Genomic DNA, 14,740 nt, shown 5'->3' on the forward strand with positions numbered 1-14,740 from the left:
TTAAATCTTGACCTGTCCGTGAAATACGCTGGTCGCCGGGCCTGTCATTATCACTGGCTGACCTTCTCCGGCCCATTGAATGTGTAACTTTCCGCCGGGCAGCTCGACCTCGACCTGCTCGTCGAGGATGCCACGCAGGCGCCCGGCCACCACCGCCGCACACGCGCCGGTGCCGCAGGCGAGGGTTTCGCCGGCGCCGCGCTCGTACACCCGCAGCTTAATAGCGCCGGCGTTTAGCACCTGCATAAAGCCGGCGTTAACACGACGGGGAAACCGCGGGTGTGATTCGATCAGTGGTCCGAGGCTTGCCACCGGAGCACTGTTAACATCGTCTACCACATACACTGCGTGAGGGTTGCCCATGGAGACGGCCGATACACTGATGTCGTGGTCGCCCACGTTTAGCGGGTACACCACGGCGCGATTGTCGGCGTTAAAGGGGATTTCGGCGGGGGTTAATACCGGCACACCCATGTCGACGCTGACGTTGTCCTGCTCATCGACAGTGAGCACCATCACCCCAGAGGCGGTTTGCACCCGAATCACGTTTTTACCGGTGAGGCGGCGATCGCGCACAAAGCGCGCAAAGCAACGCGCGCCATTGCCGCAGTTTTCTACCTCAGAGCCGTCGGCATTAAAGATGCGATAGCAGAAATCGACGTCCGGCGAATTGGGCACCTCGACCAGCAATACCTGATCGCAGCCGATACCAAAATTGCGATCGGCCAGTGCCCGCACCTTGTCGGCGCTTAGGCGAACTTTCTGGCTGATGCCGTCGATGACAACAAAGTCGTTGCCAAGGCCGTGCATTTTTGTAAACCGCAATCGCATAGGAGTTCCTGATGCTTAATTAAAAGACAGGGCATTTTATCGTAAATGGCCCGTCTTTGCTCATTAGCCGTACTATTGCTCGACGATGTGCTCGCCGCGAATCATATCGACAAAGCTCTCGCGCTCGCGAATCACGTGGATTTGGTCGCCGTCGACCAAAATCTCTACCGCCCGGGCGCGGGTGTTGTAGTTTGAGGCCATGGTAAAACCGTAGGCGCCGGCGGACATTACCGCCAGATAATCGCCGGGGGCGAGGGCTAAATCGCGGTCTTTGCCTAAAAAGTCACCGGTTTCGCACACCGGGCCTACCAAGTCCCAGCGTTTTACCTCGCCGCTCGACGGCGCCAGGGGGCGAATATCCTGCCAGGCCTGATACAGCGCCGGGCGAATATTGTCGTTCATGGCGGCATCGATAATGGCAAAATTGTGCGCCTCGGTGGGCTTTAGATAAAGCACCTTGGTTAACAACACGCCGGCGTTGGCGGCAATCGAGCGGCCCGGCTCAAACATCAACGCCAGCTCTCGGTCGCCGATTTTGGCTTTAATGGCCTCCATATAGGTGGCCACCTCGGGTGGCTGCTCATCGCGGTAGGTCACGCCCAAGCCGCCGCCTAAATCCAAGTGGCTGATCTGAATGCCGTCGGCGCTGAGGTTATCCACCAGCACCAGCAGCCGGTCCAGCGCATCCAAAAATGGGTCTAACTCGGTTAGCTGCGAGCCAATGTGGCAATCGATGCCCTGAATATCAATGTTAGGCAGTTCGGCGGCGCGGCGGTAAACCACCGGCGCGCGGTTAATATCAATGCCAAATTTGTTCTCTTTAAGCCCGGTCGAGATGTACGGGTGTGTCTTGGCGTCTACATCCGGGTTGACCCGCAGCGAGACCCGCGCGGTTTTGTTCTTCTCGGTGGCGACCTGGCTTAACAGCTCAAGCTCGGCTTCCGATTCGACATTAAAGCAGTGAATGCCTACCGCCAACGCCTTAGCCATCTCCGCGGCGGTTTTGCCTACGCCCGAGAAGACAATGCGTTTGGGGTCACCACCGGCGGTTAGTACCCGCTCTAACTCGCCGCCCGAGACGATGTCAAAACCCGCCCCTAAACGGGCCAGTAAGTTCAGTAGCGCGATATTCGAGTTGGCTTTAACGGCGTAGCAAATCATGCCGGGGTGCTGGCCCAACGCCTGGGCGTAGGCCAGATAATGCTGGGTAAACGCGGCGCGGCTATAGACATACGCGGGGGTGCCGTACTGTTCGGCGATGTCGCTTAAGCGCACATCCTCGGCATACAGCTGGCCGCTGCGCTCGGTAAAAAAGGACATAGAATTCTCTCTCGGGCTATTCAGCTGGCTCTTCCGACGGGGCGGGGTCTTCAGCGGGCAGGTACAAAGGCCCCTGCTGACCACAGCCGGTGCTGAGGCAGATAAGGACGGTGGCACATAAAAGCCCTAGATACGTCATAGGTCGATACGTCTTTGCTTGATACGTCATAGACTGGTCACTGGTTTCTGGGCGAACAAAACGGCTAGTATAACCGCCGGCTCTGATGGGAACAATTATGCGGCAAGCGCAGGCGGCGGGCGGGTCGCGTTTCTTTGCACTTCCTTTCTTGCGGCGCATTAGACTACATTGTACAAAAGGACTCGGTGGCCAAAACCTAACTGCCTTACAGGGCAATATTCCAATAATTGGGTAAATTGCGGCGCACCTTACAGGACGGATGTTTTGAATCAGACCATTATTGAGCTCGAGGCGCTACGCAAAGAGTATCGCAGCGGAGAAATTTCCGTGGCAGCGCTACAGGGCGTGAGCTTTGCCATTGCCGAGAACGAGTTTATCGCCATTATGGGCCCCTCGGGCTCGGGCAAATCCACGTTAATGAACATATTGGGCTGCCTCGATCAGCCAACCTCTGGGCGCTACCGCCTGGGCGGGCGCGAGGTCAGCAGCATGAGCGATGACGAGTTGGCCGCTGTGCGCAACCGCGACATCGGCTTTGTGTTTCAGTCGTTTCATCTCTTGCCGCGGCTTAATATCGTGCGCAATGTCATGCTGCCGCTTAAGTACTCCGATATCGAGCCTGCCGAGGCGCGCCAGCGCGCCTGCGATATGCTGGCACGGGTTAACCTCGAAAACCGGTTAGAGCACGTTCCCAACGAATTATCCGGCGGCCAGCGCCAGCGCGTCGCCATTGCCCGCGCGCTGGTCAACCGCCCCAAGATTATTTTTGCTGATGAGCCGACCGGCAACCTCGACAGCAAAACCTCGGTGGAAATTATGGAGCTTTTTACCGAGCTACACCGCGCCGGACAAACCATTATTTTAGTGACCCACGAGCCCGAGATTGCTGAATACGCCCAAAAGGTCATTCATATGCGCGACGGTCAAATAGAAAAGGTGGAAGTCAATGCGCCCCGCACTGTGTAGTTTACTGTTGGCACTGATTGGCCTGCAGGCGTGGGCCGAGCCTTTGCTGTTAAGCGGCGAAGTAGCCGCGCGCGATTCACAAATGTTTGTCGCCCCGGAAACCGATGAGTGGATGGTGCAAATTGCCTGGATGGTAGAAGAGGGCACCCGCGTAGAGCCTGGCGATGCAGTCGTGCAATACGAGTCGGCCAGTGTGGCGGCCAACCTTGAGCAGTTAGAGGCGGGTTTGCGCAAAGCCAAAGCCGAGGGTCGCCGCAATGATTTAATTCAAGATTTGGCACTGCGCGAGGCGCAGCACTTGTACGACGTGGCGCTACTCACGCTAAAAAAAGCGAAGCTTGATGCCGGCATCCCCAGTGAGCTACTCAGTGAATTGCAATATGAGCAGTACCGTTTGGCGCTTACTCAGGCGATTAACGATGAGGTGGAAACCCGCAAAGCACTCGAGGTAAAAAAAGCCGATGTGATCGCCGAAAAACAACGCAGCCAGGTAGAAATTTCCGGAGCGCAAAACGAGCTGCGCCGGGTGCAATTGATGCTCGATGGCATGACGCAGCACAGCGCCCGCGCGGGCACCGCTATGTATGTAGACCACCCCTGGACACGCAATAAAATCCGGCAGGGCGATTCGGTAGAGCGCGGGTTCAGCGTGCTGGAGATTCCCTCAACCGATGATTTACATGTGCGCGCCTGGCTGAACGAAGTGGACATCGCCAAAGTGTATGAGGCACAGCAAGTCAGTATTGGTTTTGATGCGCGCCCCGAGCTTAAAGTGTCGGGCGTTATCGAGCGTATCGGCAAGCAAGCCGAGCCTAAAAACCACTGGGGCGACTCGGGCTATATCGATGTGGATATTCGGTTTGATAATAAACCGTCACTGGGGTTGTTGCCCGGCATGAGTGTGCTGGTAGAGATAAGCGCGGAGGAGTCGCCATGAGGATATATCGCGCCGTCAGTGCTTTAGCGTTGGCTGGGTTGTTGGCCGCTTGCGGCGCCAGCGATGGGCCAACACTTGTGGTCAAAAAAACCGATATCCCGCTGGCGATACAAACCACCGGCGAGCTGGCTTCGGCCCGCACCATCGAGATAGGGCCGCCCAAAGTTAAATACACCTGGCAGTACAAGTTATCGTATTTGATTCCCGAGGGTACTTGGGTAAAAGCCGGTGACCGCATTATGGCGTTTGATGCTCAGCAGCAGCACTCGCGACTGCGCGATTTGCAAAATGCACTGGCCACCGAGCAGCAACGGTTAGAAAGTCAGGCGCTGGATAATAAACAGGAGCGCGAACAGCTAGAGCTGGATTTGGCTGAGGCAAAAATGGAGCTGGAGAAAGCCACGCTTAAATCGAGCAACGTGGATGATTTAATGGCGCGTCTTGAGGTCGAGAAGTTGCGCATCGATAGACAAGTGGCTGAACTTAACTACGCCATGGTCGATTACCGCCGTGCCAACCGCATTAGCCAGATGAAGGTTGACCGGGAGATTACCGAAACCGAGGTGTCCCGGCTTAGCTCTGAGGTCAATGAGCAGCAGCAGGCGATAGAAGAAATGAGCATCGAGGCTCCACGGCCTGGTATCGTCGTTTACAAGCCCAACAATGATGGCGAAAAACCCGCCGAGGGCGACCAGTTTTCAGTGATTCAAAAAGTGATCGAGCTGCCGGACTTAGATACCTTGATCATTGAAACCACTGTAGAGGAACAAATTGCCCACAAAGTCGCTGCTGGTGATCGGGTAGAGATCAAGTTAGACGCGGTGCCCGAGCGCACCTTTACCGGCAAAGTAGAATCTTTAGGCCGGATAGTACGGTTAAAATCCCGTCGCGAGCCCAGCAAAGTATTTGACGCGGTGGTGAGTATCGATAACCCCGATACGGACGCCATGCGCCCGGGCATGGCGGCGCGGTTGTCCATTGTGCAGCGCATCGAATCTGATGCGGTGGCGGTGCCGCAACACGCGCTGATGTATCGCGACGATAACGCTTATGTGCGCGTCCAAGGGCTTGCCGGCGAGCGAGAGCAAGAGGTTACCGTGGCAGCGCGGCAAGGGGGCGAGGCGATTATTACCGAGGGCCTCGATGATGGCGATGAGGTGATTTTGTGAGTGAGTTTAAACGCGTAGGACAATTACTTCATATAGGTGTTGTCGCGGTTCTTGCCGTCGCTCTCGTGGCGTGTTCAAAAGCGCCAGAGTCAACCACCTTAACCATGACCGTTACCGCCAAGCCGTTTGAATTTAGTGTGCCAGCCAAGGGCGAATTGATTTCGGCCGAGGAGGTCACCATTAATGCACCGTCGGGCAATCGCGGGCGTTTGACGTTAGCCTGGATGAAAGAAGAAAACAGCCGGGTTAACGCCGGCGATGTGGTGGCCCGTTTTGACGGCACCGAGCACGAGCTGGAAAAGCAGCGCGCCGAGCTGGAGCTGGAAAAAAACACCTTGTCGCGCGATGTAACTTCCCGTGGGCTGGATCAAAGTCAGTTTGCGATTGTGCAGCAGGCGGGCGAAGTGGCGCAAGAGAAAGCCATGGTGGAGCGCTTTAGCGTTGACGATTTAACGGTTTACTCAAAAAATGAAATTATCGATCAGCTGCTGAGTAAAGATTATTTGTCGGCACAACAATTGTACCTCGACTGGCGGCAGGACTCCCAGCAAACTCAAGGAGAAGCGCAGCTGCAGCTGCTGAGCCTTGAGGGTAAAAACTATCAGGATAAAATCAAGTTGCGTCAGGGCGCCTTGTCAAATCTAGAGGTGGTGGCGCCTGTCGACGGCATTCTGATCCACGCCAAAAACTGGCGTGGAGATAAAGTGCGCGCCGGACAAACACTGTGGCCGGGCTCTAAGCTTGGCTCTATCCCCAGTTTAGAAAAACTTCAGGCGCGCTTGTATGTGCTAGAAACCGAAGCCGCCGGTATTGAAATTGGCCAGCGGGCCGACATTGTTCTGGATGCCTACGCAGACCGCCCGCTCAGCGGAAAAGTGGTGGCGCTGGCCAATATAGCGGCACCGCGAGATAGACGCAGCCCTACTAAGTACTTTGAGGTGACGGTAACGCTCGATGAATCCGATCCGAGCTTTATGCGGCCAGGGCAAAAACTAGAAGGGGAGGTGCAGGTGGCTTTTAAAGATAACGCCTTAAGCATCCCCAATCAGGCAGTGTTTAAAGATGAACACGAGTCGTGGGTGTATGTAATGCGTGGCGGTGGATTTGCGCGGCAAGTGATTTCCACCGGTCTGCGCAGCCTGACGCAAACGGAAGTAGTGAATGGTATTGCCGAAGGCGATCGCGTGGCGCTGCTTAAGCCCGCAGGAGAAACACTGTGAAAAAGCTAAAAGATAGTTTTCTCGAAGCGCTGGAGCAACTGTGGTTTCACCGCTTACGCACCTTTCTAACGTTATTGGGAATGATTTTCGGCGTCGGTGCGGTTATTGCCATGGTCAGTGTGGGCGAAGGTGCCGAAAAAGAGGCGCTACAGCTGATCGAGTCCATGGGGCTGCGCAATGTGTTGGTGGAAGAAAAAGCGATTTATGGCGAGCGCCTGCGCGACGTGCGCAAACACTCGGTGGGGCTATCGCTGCAGGATGTGCGCGCCAGCATGGAGACCTTACCCTTTGCCCTAAACTACAGCGCTGAAAAAAAGATTGAGGTGTACGCGCTGTTTAGCCGCAACGCCGACAGTGACAGTGAAGTGCTGGGGGTTACCCCAAGTTTAAATGAACTCGGCAGTTTAGAGGTGGAGCGCGGCCGCTGGTTGACGGATGATGACAACCGTTACTACCGCCAAGTGGTGGTTATCGGTACGGCGGTTGCTAACCAGTTGTTTCCCCGCGGTAATGCCATCGGCCAAACCATTAAGGTTAATCACTTGTGGTTAGAGGTGGTGGGCGTGCTAAAAAGCAAAAACTTAAGTAAAGATAACTTTCAAGGCGTGCAATTATCCGGTGAAAATAACCGCATTTATATGCCGCTTGAAACCGCGCTTAAGCGTTTTGAGTTTCGCGATATGGCCTCCGAGATCGACGCGTTTCGGGTTGAGTTGAGCCCGGGTGTTAGCCCTCAGGCAGCCGCTAAAAACTTAGCGCACCTACTGGATCGGCGCCATGGCCAGGAGCAGGACTACAATATTGTGGTGCCCGCCGAGCTGCTTAACCAGCACGAACAAACCCAGCGTATTTTTAATATTATTATGTCCTGCGTGGCCGGCATCTCATTGCTGGTGGGCGGCATCGGCATTATGAATATCATGCTTGCCACAGTGCTGGAGCGCACTAACGAGATCGGTTTGTTGCGAGCCATTGGTGCGACGGAAAAAAATGTACGCGATCAATTTATAATCGAGAGTGTTACCATTGCCGGTATTGGTGGCCTGTTGGGTATTGTTTTAGGGTTTAGTTTGGCGGCGGTAATCTCTACCTTTGCCGGCTGGCCGGTGGCATGGTCACTGAATGCTGTGGTGGTGGCGGTTTTGTTCTGCACGGCTACCGGCTTGATTTTTGGCATTTACCCGGCGATAAAAGCCTCTCAGCTGGATCCGATTACCGCACTGCAACACGATTAACTCTCGTTCTGCGCTGACCGCTCGGTCAGCGCTTAGCCCTTCCCACATTTTTGCAAACTCTACCGGCGGCCGCCGTTATTTACATCGTATTGTTCTATCAATAGGTTCCCAGCCCGCGTTGTACGGCCTCGCGCGGATGGCGCCAATTTTGCTATAGCCTATAGTTCTAATGTTCAATCGATTGTAAAAACGGATAATAGGTTAACGGGGATGATGGGATTTAATCGCTTTTTTACCTGGCTTGGTAGCCGTGAACTCACGGTTATGTGCGTGGTGTTTGCGCTGTTGGCGTCTATTTGGGTATTTGCCGAGATTGCCGATGAGGTGACCGACGGTGAAACCCACGAGTTTGATCGCAGCGTATTGCTGATGATGCGCAGCGCCGACGACGTGTCCGACCCCATCGGCCCCGGTTGGGTCGAAGAGATGGGGCGCGATATAACCGCACTCGGCGGCAATGTTGTGCTGACCTTGCTGACCCTGGTCGTGATGGGCTATTTAGTGCTATGTCAGCGTCGCCGCTTGGCCTTAGTCGTACTTGCGGCCTCTCTGGGCTCGCTCGGGGCCAATACGTTACTCAAAGACTCCTATGAGCGCGACCGGCCTGATTTAGTCCCCCACGGCGCCGAGGTGTACACCGCAAGTTTTCCCAGTGGCCATTCCATGGTTGCCGCCGCCACTTATTTAACGCTGGGCGCCCTGTTGGCGCGGGCCGAAAAGCGACGCAGGTTAAAAGCGTATTATTTGCTGGTGGCCTTTACGATTACGCTGCTAGTGGGTATGAGCCGCGTGTATTTGGGCGTGCATTGGCCCACCGATGTTTTGGCTGGCTGGACGGCGGGTGCCGGTTGGGCACTGGCTTGCTGGCTATTGGCCGGCTGGCTACAAAAGCGCGGGCAGGTAGAGCCCGAGTCTGATAACCCTACGGCCTTAGATGGCCCCTCCACTGATAAGGCATTGCAATGAACACAACGGCAGTTAATACAAATGATATTTCAGCCATTGGTGTGCTAGCGCGTATGGGCTACGCCGCACGGGCATTGGTTTATTTGGTGGTGGGCTCTCTGGCGATTTTAACGGCCGTTGGCTTGGGCGGCGAAACCACGGACAGTAGAGGCGCGGTGCGCGAAATTGCGCAACAACCGTTTGGCAAAATATTGCTGATTTTATTGGTGCTTGGTTTGATTGGTTATGTGGTTTGGCGCACGACACAGGCCCTGACCGATAGTGACGATCATGGCACCTCGGCAAAGGGGTTAGGCGTGCGCGCCGGCTTGTTAATCAGTGCAGTCACTCACGCGGCGCTTGCCTTATTTACAGCTAAATTAATTTGGTCTGGTGATGATGGCGGCGGCGGTCAGCCCACTTGGCTGTCTAGCGATCCGGGGTTGTGGTTGCTGGGGGCTATCGGTGTGGGTATGGCTGTGGCGGGTATTGCTCATATGGTAAAAGGCTGGAAGGTCGGTTACCAAAAATTTATGCGTTTACCGCCTTCTCAGGTAAGCTGGATGCAGCCGCTGTGTCGTTTTGGCTTGGTCGCTCGCGGCGCCGTGTTGATTTTGATTGGCGCGATTCTGGCCCGCTCGGCGATTGTCGCTCAAAGCTCGGATGTTAAAGGGATCGCCGATGCGCTCAACGCGCTGCGCGATAGTGCCTACGGCGCCTGGCTGTTAGGGGTGGTTGCAGCGGGCTTAGTGGCTTTTGGCTGTTACAGTTTACTTGAGGCGATCTATCGTCGTATTGATGATAACGATGAATAACCCCGCTATGCACAACCAACCGATACGCAACGCTTTATTAATCGTGAACCCTAAAGCGCGTCAGGGCGCCGAGGCGCAGCTGGATGAAGGCATTGCGCAGCTCGAGCAAGCGGGTATTAAGCTCGAGCGACTTGCCTCTGAGGGGCCGGAGCAAAGCCGTCGGGCCGTGCTGGAGCGTAAAGACTCGCTCGATTTGGTTATCGTGGGGGGCGGTGATGGCACCATAAGCTCGATGGCTGGCACCTTACATGAGTGTCAGTTGCCCCTGGCCGTATTACCGTTAGGTACCGCTAATGATTTAGCGCGTTCGTTGGGGTTGTCGGGTGAATTGCCAGAGGCTTTTGCGGTAATTGCCGCCGGGTATCGCCAGCGCATCGATTTGGGTGTGGTTAACGAGCATTACTTTTTTAATGTGGCGCATCTTGGCTTAGGCGTTAAAGTCACTGAAGAGCTCACCCAAGACGTAAAGAAACACTGGGGTGTGTTCAGCTATCTAAAAGCATTTTTTGCCGCACTCGCACGGGTTAAGCAATTTAAAGCGAGCCTGTCGGTGGATGGCGTACACTACCGGCAGCGATCCATTCAGCTGGCGATTGGTAACGGCCGCTACTATGGTGGTGGTAACATTGTGGATGAAAACACCCGCATCGACGATGGTAAATTATCGCTCTACAGCTTACGCCCGCAAACCGTCTGGGAATTATTAACCCTGGCACCGCTGTTACGCGATGGTCGCCAGCGTTACAATAATCGGGTGTTTAATATTCAGGCCCGGCAGATAGACATTAATACCGGTCGTAAACGTATGGCGATTCACGCCGACGGCGAGCCGGTTGCACACACACCGGCCAAATTTTATGTGCTGCCCCAGGCGCTCGAGGTGCTGGCCCCCAAGCCCACTGAGCCCGCGCCGCACAGTGACAGTTGATGTAACAGGATGCCTATCATGAGTGTATTACGCACTGAACTGCAAGTTGCCCTTAACGATTTACACGTCGCCTTAATGGAAAGCGCCGACCACTATCGCTACGCGGCCGAGTTTGTCACAGACGAGCGAACCGGCAAGCTGTTTGAAACTCTGGCCGAGGCGCGAGACTTACTCGCGGATGAGGCCGAAGAGGCCATCCGCGATGCCGGCGATTTACCCTCCGTACCCGATGCCGACCGCGAAACCGGCGAGCATTTACTGCAACGGCTAGAGGCGGTCTTCTCCGCCGATCAGGCGGCCGATGTTATGGCGCAGCGGCTTGAAGGGGAACAGGAGTTTGAGCACTTAATAAAAGCGCCCGAGATGGAAGTCATAGACAAAGATTACCCCACGCTGCGCCGCGCTTGTTTACAAAGTATTGAGGTGGCGCGCGAAAAGCTTAAAACCACGCCTGCGGCTTAAGTGTGGTCATCAGCCTGTTAATAAGGTGATGTTGGCGTGGCTGTTTTCTTACTGAGTCATACCGGCCTTGAGCCGGTATCCAGTGGCTTTGCTCCTTACGTCGTAGTATGTGCGGCAAACGAGTACATTGGTTGCTTATCCACCTTGTGTGCCCTCAGTCGCCGAGCGGGCGAATTACTTCTTGTTGTGCGACAAGAGGCAATCAATGCTGTTCCTACGTTGTTCTATTCAACTACATCCCTGTAGCGATTCGGGTTACCTCGCTCCGGCCTATTTTTGCAAGCCGTGTCGACAAAGCACGGCCCAGACTGGCCTCTCTGCCTGCGGCATTCACCTTCTCCTGTTTACTTACAGCGTCATACCGGCCTTGACCGGTATCCAGTGGCTTTGCTCCTTACGTAGTAGTCTGGGCGGCAAACGAGTACATTGGTTGCTTACCCACTTTGTGTGCCCTCAGTCGCCGGGCGGGCGAATTACTTCTTGTTGTGCGACAAGAAGTAATCAATGCTGCTCCTGCGCGTCCATGCGCTCGCTGCATTAGTGCATCCATGCACGTCAAACGCACCCCGGTTCACGGCCCTCGGCAACTGCTCCTGCGTTGTTCTACTACGCTACATCCTTGTAGCTATGCGGGTTCCCTCACTCCAGCCGATTTTAGGGGGCCGTATCGACAGGACGCGGCCCAGGCCGGCCTCTCTGCCTTCGGCATTCACCTTCTCCATGCCCTGGCGATACTTGCGCGAACGTCCTGTTTGCTTACCCCCTAAAATAGGTCTGCGTTCGGCTCGCTCTCAGGGGCCCCAGGTGTGCCACTCTGCGGGCCCGAAGGCATTTTCTCGACTGCGACCGAAACTCACGTGAGTTCGTTGTTCTATAACTGTATGGCATTTCATTGGCGTCTGACGTCAGACCTCCGACATCAGACGTAAACCCCATTGCAAAACGGGTTTCCCCATGGCACTATTTTCTTCATTAAACATGCGTTTATTGTTGTCACTCAGTACAACTATAATCAGTGGCTTAGCCAGGAGGCTGGGGGTGGGACAGGGCAGTATCTAAGAGTCAGCGCATGCCCTTCTTTTTCTGTTCGTTTTCAGGGGAAAACCCTTGAACACCGCGCGGTAGAGTTCCTAGAGTTAACTAAAAAGCCATTATTTTCAGTGGGTTAATTGTACCTTTCGACAACTCAGATAGGTCCACTGGATGCGGTAAATGTGCGACTAAGTCGCACATTTACCAAACAAAGATGTTTCAAAACAACCAACTTTCACTGTGTTTTCAAAAGGTTATGCTATTTTTCGAGTCGACCATTAGTGGAGATAGGGTGAAAGGGAAAAGTGCGACTTAGTCGCATGAATTAGCTGTTAGGTACCACAACCATGTTCACACCAGAATTCGTGAGTGAAGACCGAGGCGAGTACATTCTTATAGCTAATCACAGCCTCGAAAATTCCGAAGCAATCGAGATGAGTATTGCTTACAACCGTGGTCGGATAGCTTTTGGGGCTTCACAATTACCTTCGCATTTACAAAGCTGTCGCCTCATCTATGACATACGTGGGCAAGTGGTATCCGACAATGTGATCGACCAAATTCGTCAAGCTCTTGGTCAAGACTGTATTTTGGAGTTTAAAAGCTGATGGGGATTCAAGCAGTAGTAAAAACGGAAAATCCCAAGAGGGTTGAGTCAGTGTTTGACGAGTTTTTTGGGGAAATTGAGTTTTTTCCCCTTGAAAATGGTTTCTTCGGACTCTCCATCCCAACAAAAGTCGTTAATACTCTTGGTGAGCGAGCTGTTTTCGGAAAGCTCGCTACTCTGGATCACTATGAGCTTTGGTCGGGCTCCTGGCGTAAACCAAAATCAAAATGGAGGCTATGGTAAAGGTGGCACCTAACAATCGCAGGCACAGCGACGGCTTTTCCGTTGCGGCCTCGCCTTCACTACAAAGCCGCGCGTGCTGCGGGCGTTAGGCGTAAAATCGGAATTCAGAGTAATGCCAAAAGGAAAATGTAATTGCGGGGCAGTTTCTTTCGAAATAGACAGAGCACTGTCAGATATATTTGTATGCCATTGCTCGATCTGCCAGTAATTCAACTGGCAGCATGGGAATTGCTGTTTGCATTGCATCTAAAGACGATTTCAATTGGCTGCAAGGCGAGGGAAAGATTCGCCAATGGTCTAAACCTGGGCATGACTGGCAAACTAGTTTTTGTGAAGTCTGTAGTTCTCCTGTGCCAGGAGAAAATGATGAAAATAATATGTATATCCCTGCAAGCTTACTCACTTCGGATGATAGTACTCTTAGAATTACTCATCATCTTTATATCGGGTCAAAGGCTAGTTGGGAGGAGATTGCAGGCGGAGCGAAGCAGCACGTAGCGGGCTACAGTGGGTGATCCGCCTAACAATGCAATGCAGCCGACGTCTTACTTTGTGCACCTTTTGCACGGTCGCTGCGCTCCCATTTTCGTGCAAAAGGCACACAAAGTAAGCCGCGGCTGATCGCGGCGTTATGCAATCATCCTATGACGTATCAAGGTTATAAAACTCGGGAAGAAGTTTTCGAAATGGTCGGGAATGCATTTCCATTTCAGCCAAAGCCTGTTGGTTATCAATTAACTAACCAGGGGCCAGAAGACTGTATTTGTCGCTACTTGGTTGAGCACATGCAGATTTATAAGGAGGCGAAAATTCCAATGGATGGCATTACCTACCTACATTCCGAGCTGTCCAATATATCAGCAAAAGGAATGTCGTGGTTACTGCCAAATCTGCTGCGCAAGGCTGTTCTCTGCACTGACAGATTCAGCACAATTACCGACACCTTTATATATGACCTCGAATACATCAATGAAGGTGATGAATCGGCTATGGATCGTTACTCTTGGTTGTCACATGAGCAACTAGTTTGTTTCGAGTGTGTGCTGGAACTTATGTCAGAAGAGCATGGTCATGTGATATCGTCAGCAACTCAAGCTTTAGAGAAATTAAGTGCATAACAAAGCAAGGCAATCTGACAGCTTACTCTCCACTTGTGTTCGTGCGGGAAAAGCTTCGCACAAACACAAGTTCCGTTACAGCTGCAGTTGCTTGCGGCGTTAGGTTTCTTTCAGCATTACTACAAATGTTCGCATAAATGGAGGTTTAGTGGATAATCAAGATAATAAGACTAGAGCAGAAAGTTTCGGTCTATGGATTGGGGGCTCTAGGTTTGGAGAGTCGATAACTTTAAATAAAGTTAGAGTTGCAATCTTTATATTTGTCCTTTTAATTCACTCTATTTATTGGTTAACTGCTTGGTGGTCTCCGTGGCCTTTTTTAATTGTTAGCTTTTTAGGTCTGTGGTTTGCTCAAGGTATTTATAAACCTTGGACAACGATCATGTCACAAGCAATACAACCAAAATGGGATTCAGCTATTTTAAAAATTACTATTCCATTTATTGTACTTAATTACATTGCAATATTTGCTTGCTTATATATGTTTTGCTCAGTTACTGAAAATAATGTGCCAATAGCAGGGACTTGGAAGCATTTTTATTTTAGTACCATAACTCTTACTACCGTCGGCTTTGGTAATATTGTGCCAAATGACTTTTGGTCTGAGTTAATAGCTACGGTTCAAGCCATTATTGGTTTTATGGGGTTTGCTGTATTGGCTGGCATTGTTGCTTCTATTGCGTTAAAACGTATAGAAATCAGTAACAAAACCTAACAAGGCCTTAAAGCCTCGCCCGCAAGCGGGCTGGACAAATTTTCCGTGGCTCGTTTTT

General features: G+C 52.8%; 17 protein-coding genes. 15 read left to right on the forward strand and 2 right to left on the reverse strand.

The features are described from left to right. Together dapF and lysA are read right to left on the reverse strand one after the other, a co-directional pair. Positions 1-831, reverse strand: a complete 831-nt coding sequence (dapF, locus tag SD69_RS03505) for a diaminopimelate epimerase (protein WP_041522112.1) — start codon at positions 829-831, stop codon at positions 1-3. Between the two features lie 72 nt (positions 832-903). Beyond that, a complete protein-coding gene (gene lysA, locus SD69_RS03510) occupies positions 904-2,151 on the reverse strand; it encodes a diaminopimelate decarboxylase (RefSeq protein WP_041522113.1) in 1,248 nt (415 codons plus the stop codon). A 403-nt stretch (positions 2,152-2,554) separates the two neighbouring features. Between lysA and SD69_RS03515 the strand changes: the two genes are divergently transcribed. The 15 genes from SD69_RS03515 (at position 2,555) to SD69_RS18680 (ending at position 14,682) form a co-directional block, all read left to right on the forward strand. Next, positions 2,555-3,256 (forward strand): ABC transporter ATP-binding protein, encoded by a 702-nt coding sequence (locus SD69_RS03515; protein WP_269745013.1) that lies wholly within the window; start codon positions 2,555-2,557, stop codon positions 3,254-3,256. Further along, the gene (locus SD69_RS03520; RefSeq protein WP_041522114.1) at positions 3,237-4,193 is read left to right on the forward strand and encodes an HlyD family secretion protein; all 957 of its coding nucleotides are present in this window, start codon (positions 3,237-3,239) and stop codon (positions 4,191-4,193) included. The genes SD69_RS03515 and SD69_RS03520 overlap by 20 nt, the downstream gene beginning before the upstream one ends. After that, positions 4,190-5,362 (forward strand): efflux RND transporter periplasmic adaptor subunit, encoded by a 1,173-nt coding sequence (locus SD69_RS03525; protein ID WP_041522115.1) that lies wholly within the window; start codon positions 4,190-4,192, stop codon positions 5,360-5,362. Before SD69_RS03520 ends, SD69_RS03525 begins: the two co-directional genes overlap by 4 nt. Beyond that, positions 5,359-6,582, forward strand: coding sequence for an efflux RND transporter periplasmic adaptor subunit (locus tag SD69_RS03530; RefSeq protein ID WP_041522116.1), 1,224 nt, complete (start codon positions 5,359-5,361; stop codon positions 6,580-6,582). Before SD69_RS03525 ends, SD69_RS03530 begins: the two co-directional genes overlap by 4 nt. Beyond that, positions 6,579-7,817: an ABC transporter permease gene (locus SD69_RS03535; RefSeq protein WP_041522117.1), complete on the forward strand. Its 1,239-nt coding sequence runs from the start codon at positions 6,579-6,581 to the stop codon at positions 7,815-7,817. The genes SD69_RS03530 and SD69_RS03535 overlap by 4 nt, the downstream gene beginning before the upstream one ends. A gap of 210 nt (positions 7,818-8,027) precedes the next feature. After that, positions 8,028-8,783 (forward strand): phosphatase PAP2 family protein, encoded by a 756-nt coding sequence (locus tag SD69_RS03540; RefSeq protein ID WP_232301147.1) that lies wholly within the window; start codon positions 8,028-8,030, stop codon positions 8,781-8,783. Continuing rightward, entirely contained in the window at positions 8,780-9,577 is a 798-nt protein-coding gene (locus SD69_RS03545; protein ID WP_052480853.1) for a DUF1206 domain-containing protein, read from the forward strand. Before SD69_RS03540 ends, SD69_RS03545 begins: the two co-directional genes overlap by 4 nt. Further along, the gene (locus SD69_RS03550; protein ID WP_052480854.1) at positions 9,570-10,505 is read left to right on the forward strand and encodes a lipid kinase; all 936 of its coding nucleotides are present in this window, start codon (positions 9,570-9,572) and stop codon (positions 10,503-10,505) included. Before SD69_RS03545 ends, SD69_RS03550 begins: the two co-directional genes overlap by 8 nt. A gap of 18 nt (positions 10,506-10,523) precedes the next feature. Continuing rightward, on the forward strand, positions 10,524-10,967 hold the full coding sequence (locus SD69_RS03555; protein ID WP_041522118.1) for a hypothetical protein: 444 nt from the start codon (positions 10,524-10,526) through the stop codon (positions 10,965-10,967). 1,379 nt (positions 10,968-12,346) lie between these two features. Further along, positions 12,347-12,607 (forward strand): hypothetical protein, encoded by a 261-nt coding sequence (locus tag SD69_RS03560; protein ID WP_041522119.1) that lies wholly within the window; start codon positions 12,347-12,349, stop codon positions 12,605-12,607. Continuing rightward, the gene (locus tag SD69_RS03565; protein WP_041522120.1) at positions 12,607-12,849 is read left to right on the forward strand and encodes a hypothetical protein; all 243 of its coding nucleotides are present in this window, start codon (positions 12,607-12,609) and stop codon (positions 12,847-12,849) included. The genes SD69_RS03560 and SD69_RS03565 overlap by 1 nt, the downstream gene beginning before the upstream one ends. A 112-nt stretch (positions 12,850-12,961) precedes the next feature. Next, positions 12,962-13,057, forward strand: a complete 96-nt coding sequence (locus SD69_RS19280) for a GFA family protein (protein WP_456297716.1) — start codon at positions 12,962-12,964, stop codon at positions 13,055-13,057. Next, positions 13,029-13,364, forward strand: coding sequence for a GFA family protein (locus SD69_RS19185; RefSeq protein WP_456297717.1), 336 nt, complete (start codon positions 13,029-13,031; stop codon positions 13,362-13,364). Before SD69_RS19280 ends, SD69_RS19185 begins: the two co-directional genes overlap by 29 nt. Before the next feature lie 129 nt (positions 13,365-13,493). After that, positions 13,494-13,967 carry a hypothetical protein gene (locus tag SD69_RS03575; RefSeq protein WP_041522122.1) on the forward strand — a complete coding sequence of 158 codons (474 nt, stop codon included), beginning with the start codon at positions 13,494-13,496 and terminating at the stop codon, positions 13,965-13,967. A gap of 148 nt (positions 13,968-14,115) precedes the next feature. Continuing rightward, on the forward strand, positions 14,116-14,682 hold the full coding sequence (locus SD69_RS18680; protein ID WP_157471601.1) for a potassium channel family protein: 567 nt from the start codon (positions 14,116-14,118) through the stop codon (positions 14,680-14,682). Positions 14,683-14,740: the final 58 nt, after the last annotated feature.

The sequence above is a fragment of the Gilvimarinus agarilyticus genome (assembly GCF_000832015.1).
GTDB lineage: Bacteria > Pseudomonadota > Gammaproteobacteria > Pseudomonadales > Cellvibrionaceae > Gilvimarinus > Gilvimarinus agarilyticus.

Bases quoted from the DNA above. Each gene is read 5' to 3' on its own strand.
- SD69_RS03555 (WP_041522118.1), top strand. From the start codon at position 10,524: ATGAGTGTATTACGCACTGAACTGCAAGTTGCCCTTAACGATTTACAC.
- SD69_RS19280 (WP_456297716.1), top strand. From the start codon at position 12,962: ATGCCAAAAGGAAAATGTAATTGCGGGGCAGTTTCTTTCGAAATAGAC.
- SD69_RS03575 (WP_041522122.1), top strand. From the start codon at position 13,494: ATGACGTATCAAGGTTATAAAACTCGGGAAGAAGTTTTCGAAATGGTC.
- SD69_RS03565 (WP_041522120.1), top strand. From the start codon at position 12,607: ATGGGGATTCAAGCAGTAGTAAAAACGGAAAATCCCAAGAGGGTTGAG.
- SD69_RS03550 (WP_052480854.1), top strand. From the start codon at position 9,570: ATGAATAACCCCGCTATGCACAACCAACCGATACGCAACGCTTTATTA.
- SD69_RS03525 (WP_041522115.1), top strand. From the start codon at position 4,190: ATGAGGATATATCGCGCCGTCAGTGCTTTAGCGTTGGCTGGGTTGTTG.
- dapF (WP_041522112.1), bottom strand. From the start codon at position 831: ATGCGATTGCGGTTTACAAAAATGCACGGCCTTGGCAACGACTTTGTT.
- lysA (WP_041522113.1), bottom strand. From the start codon at position 2,151: ATGTCCTTTTTTACCGAGCGCAGCGGCCAGCTGTATGCCGAGGATGTG.
- SD69_RS03545 (WP_052480853.1), top strand. From the start codon at position 8,780: ATGAACACAACGGCAGTTAATACAAATGATATTTCAGCCATTGGTGTG.
- SD69_RS03520 (WP_041522114.1), top strand. From the start codon at position 3,237: ATGCGCCCCGCACTGTGTAGTTTACTGTTGGCACTGATTGGCCTGCAG.
- SD69_RS03560 (WP_041522119.1), top strand. From the start codon at position 12,347: ATGTTCACACCAGAATTCGTGAGTGAAGACCGAGGCGAGTACATTCTT.
- SD69_RS03540 (WP_232301147.1), top strand. From the start codon at position 8,028: ATGATGGGATTTAATCGCTTTTTTACCTGGCTTGGTAGCCGTGAACTC.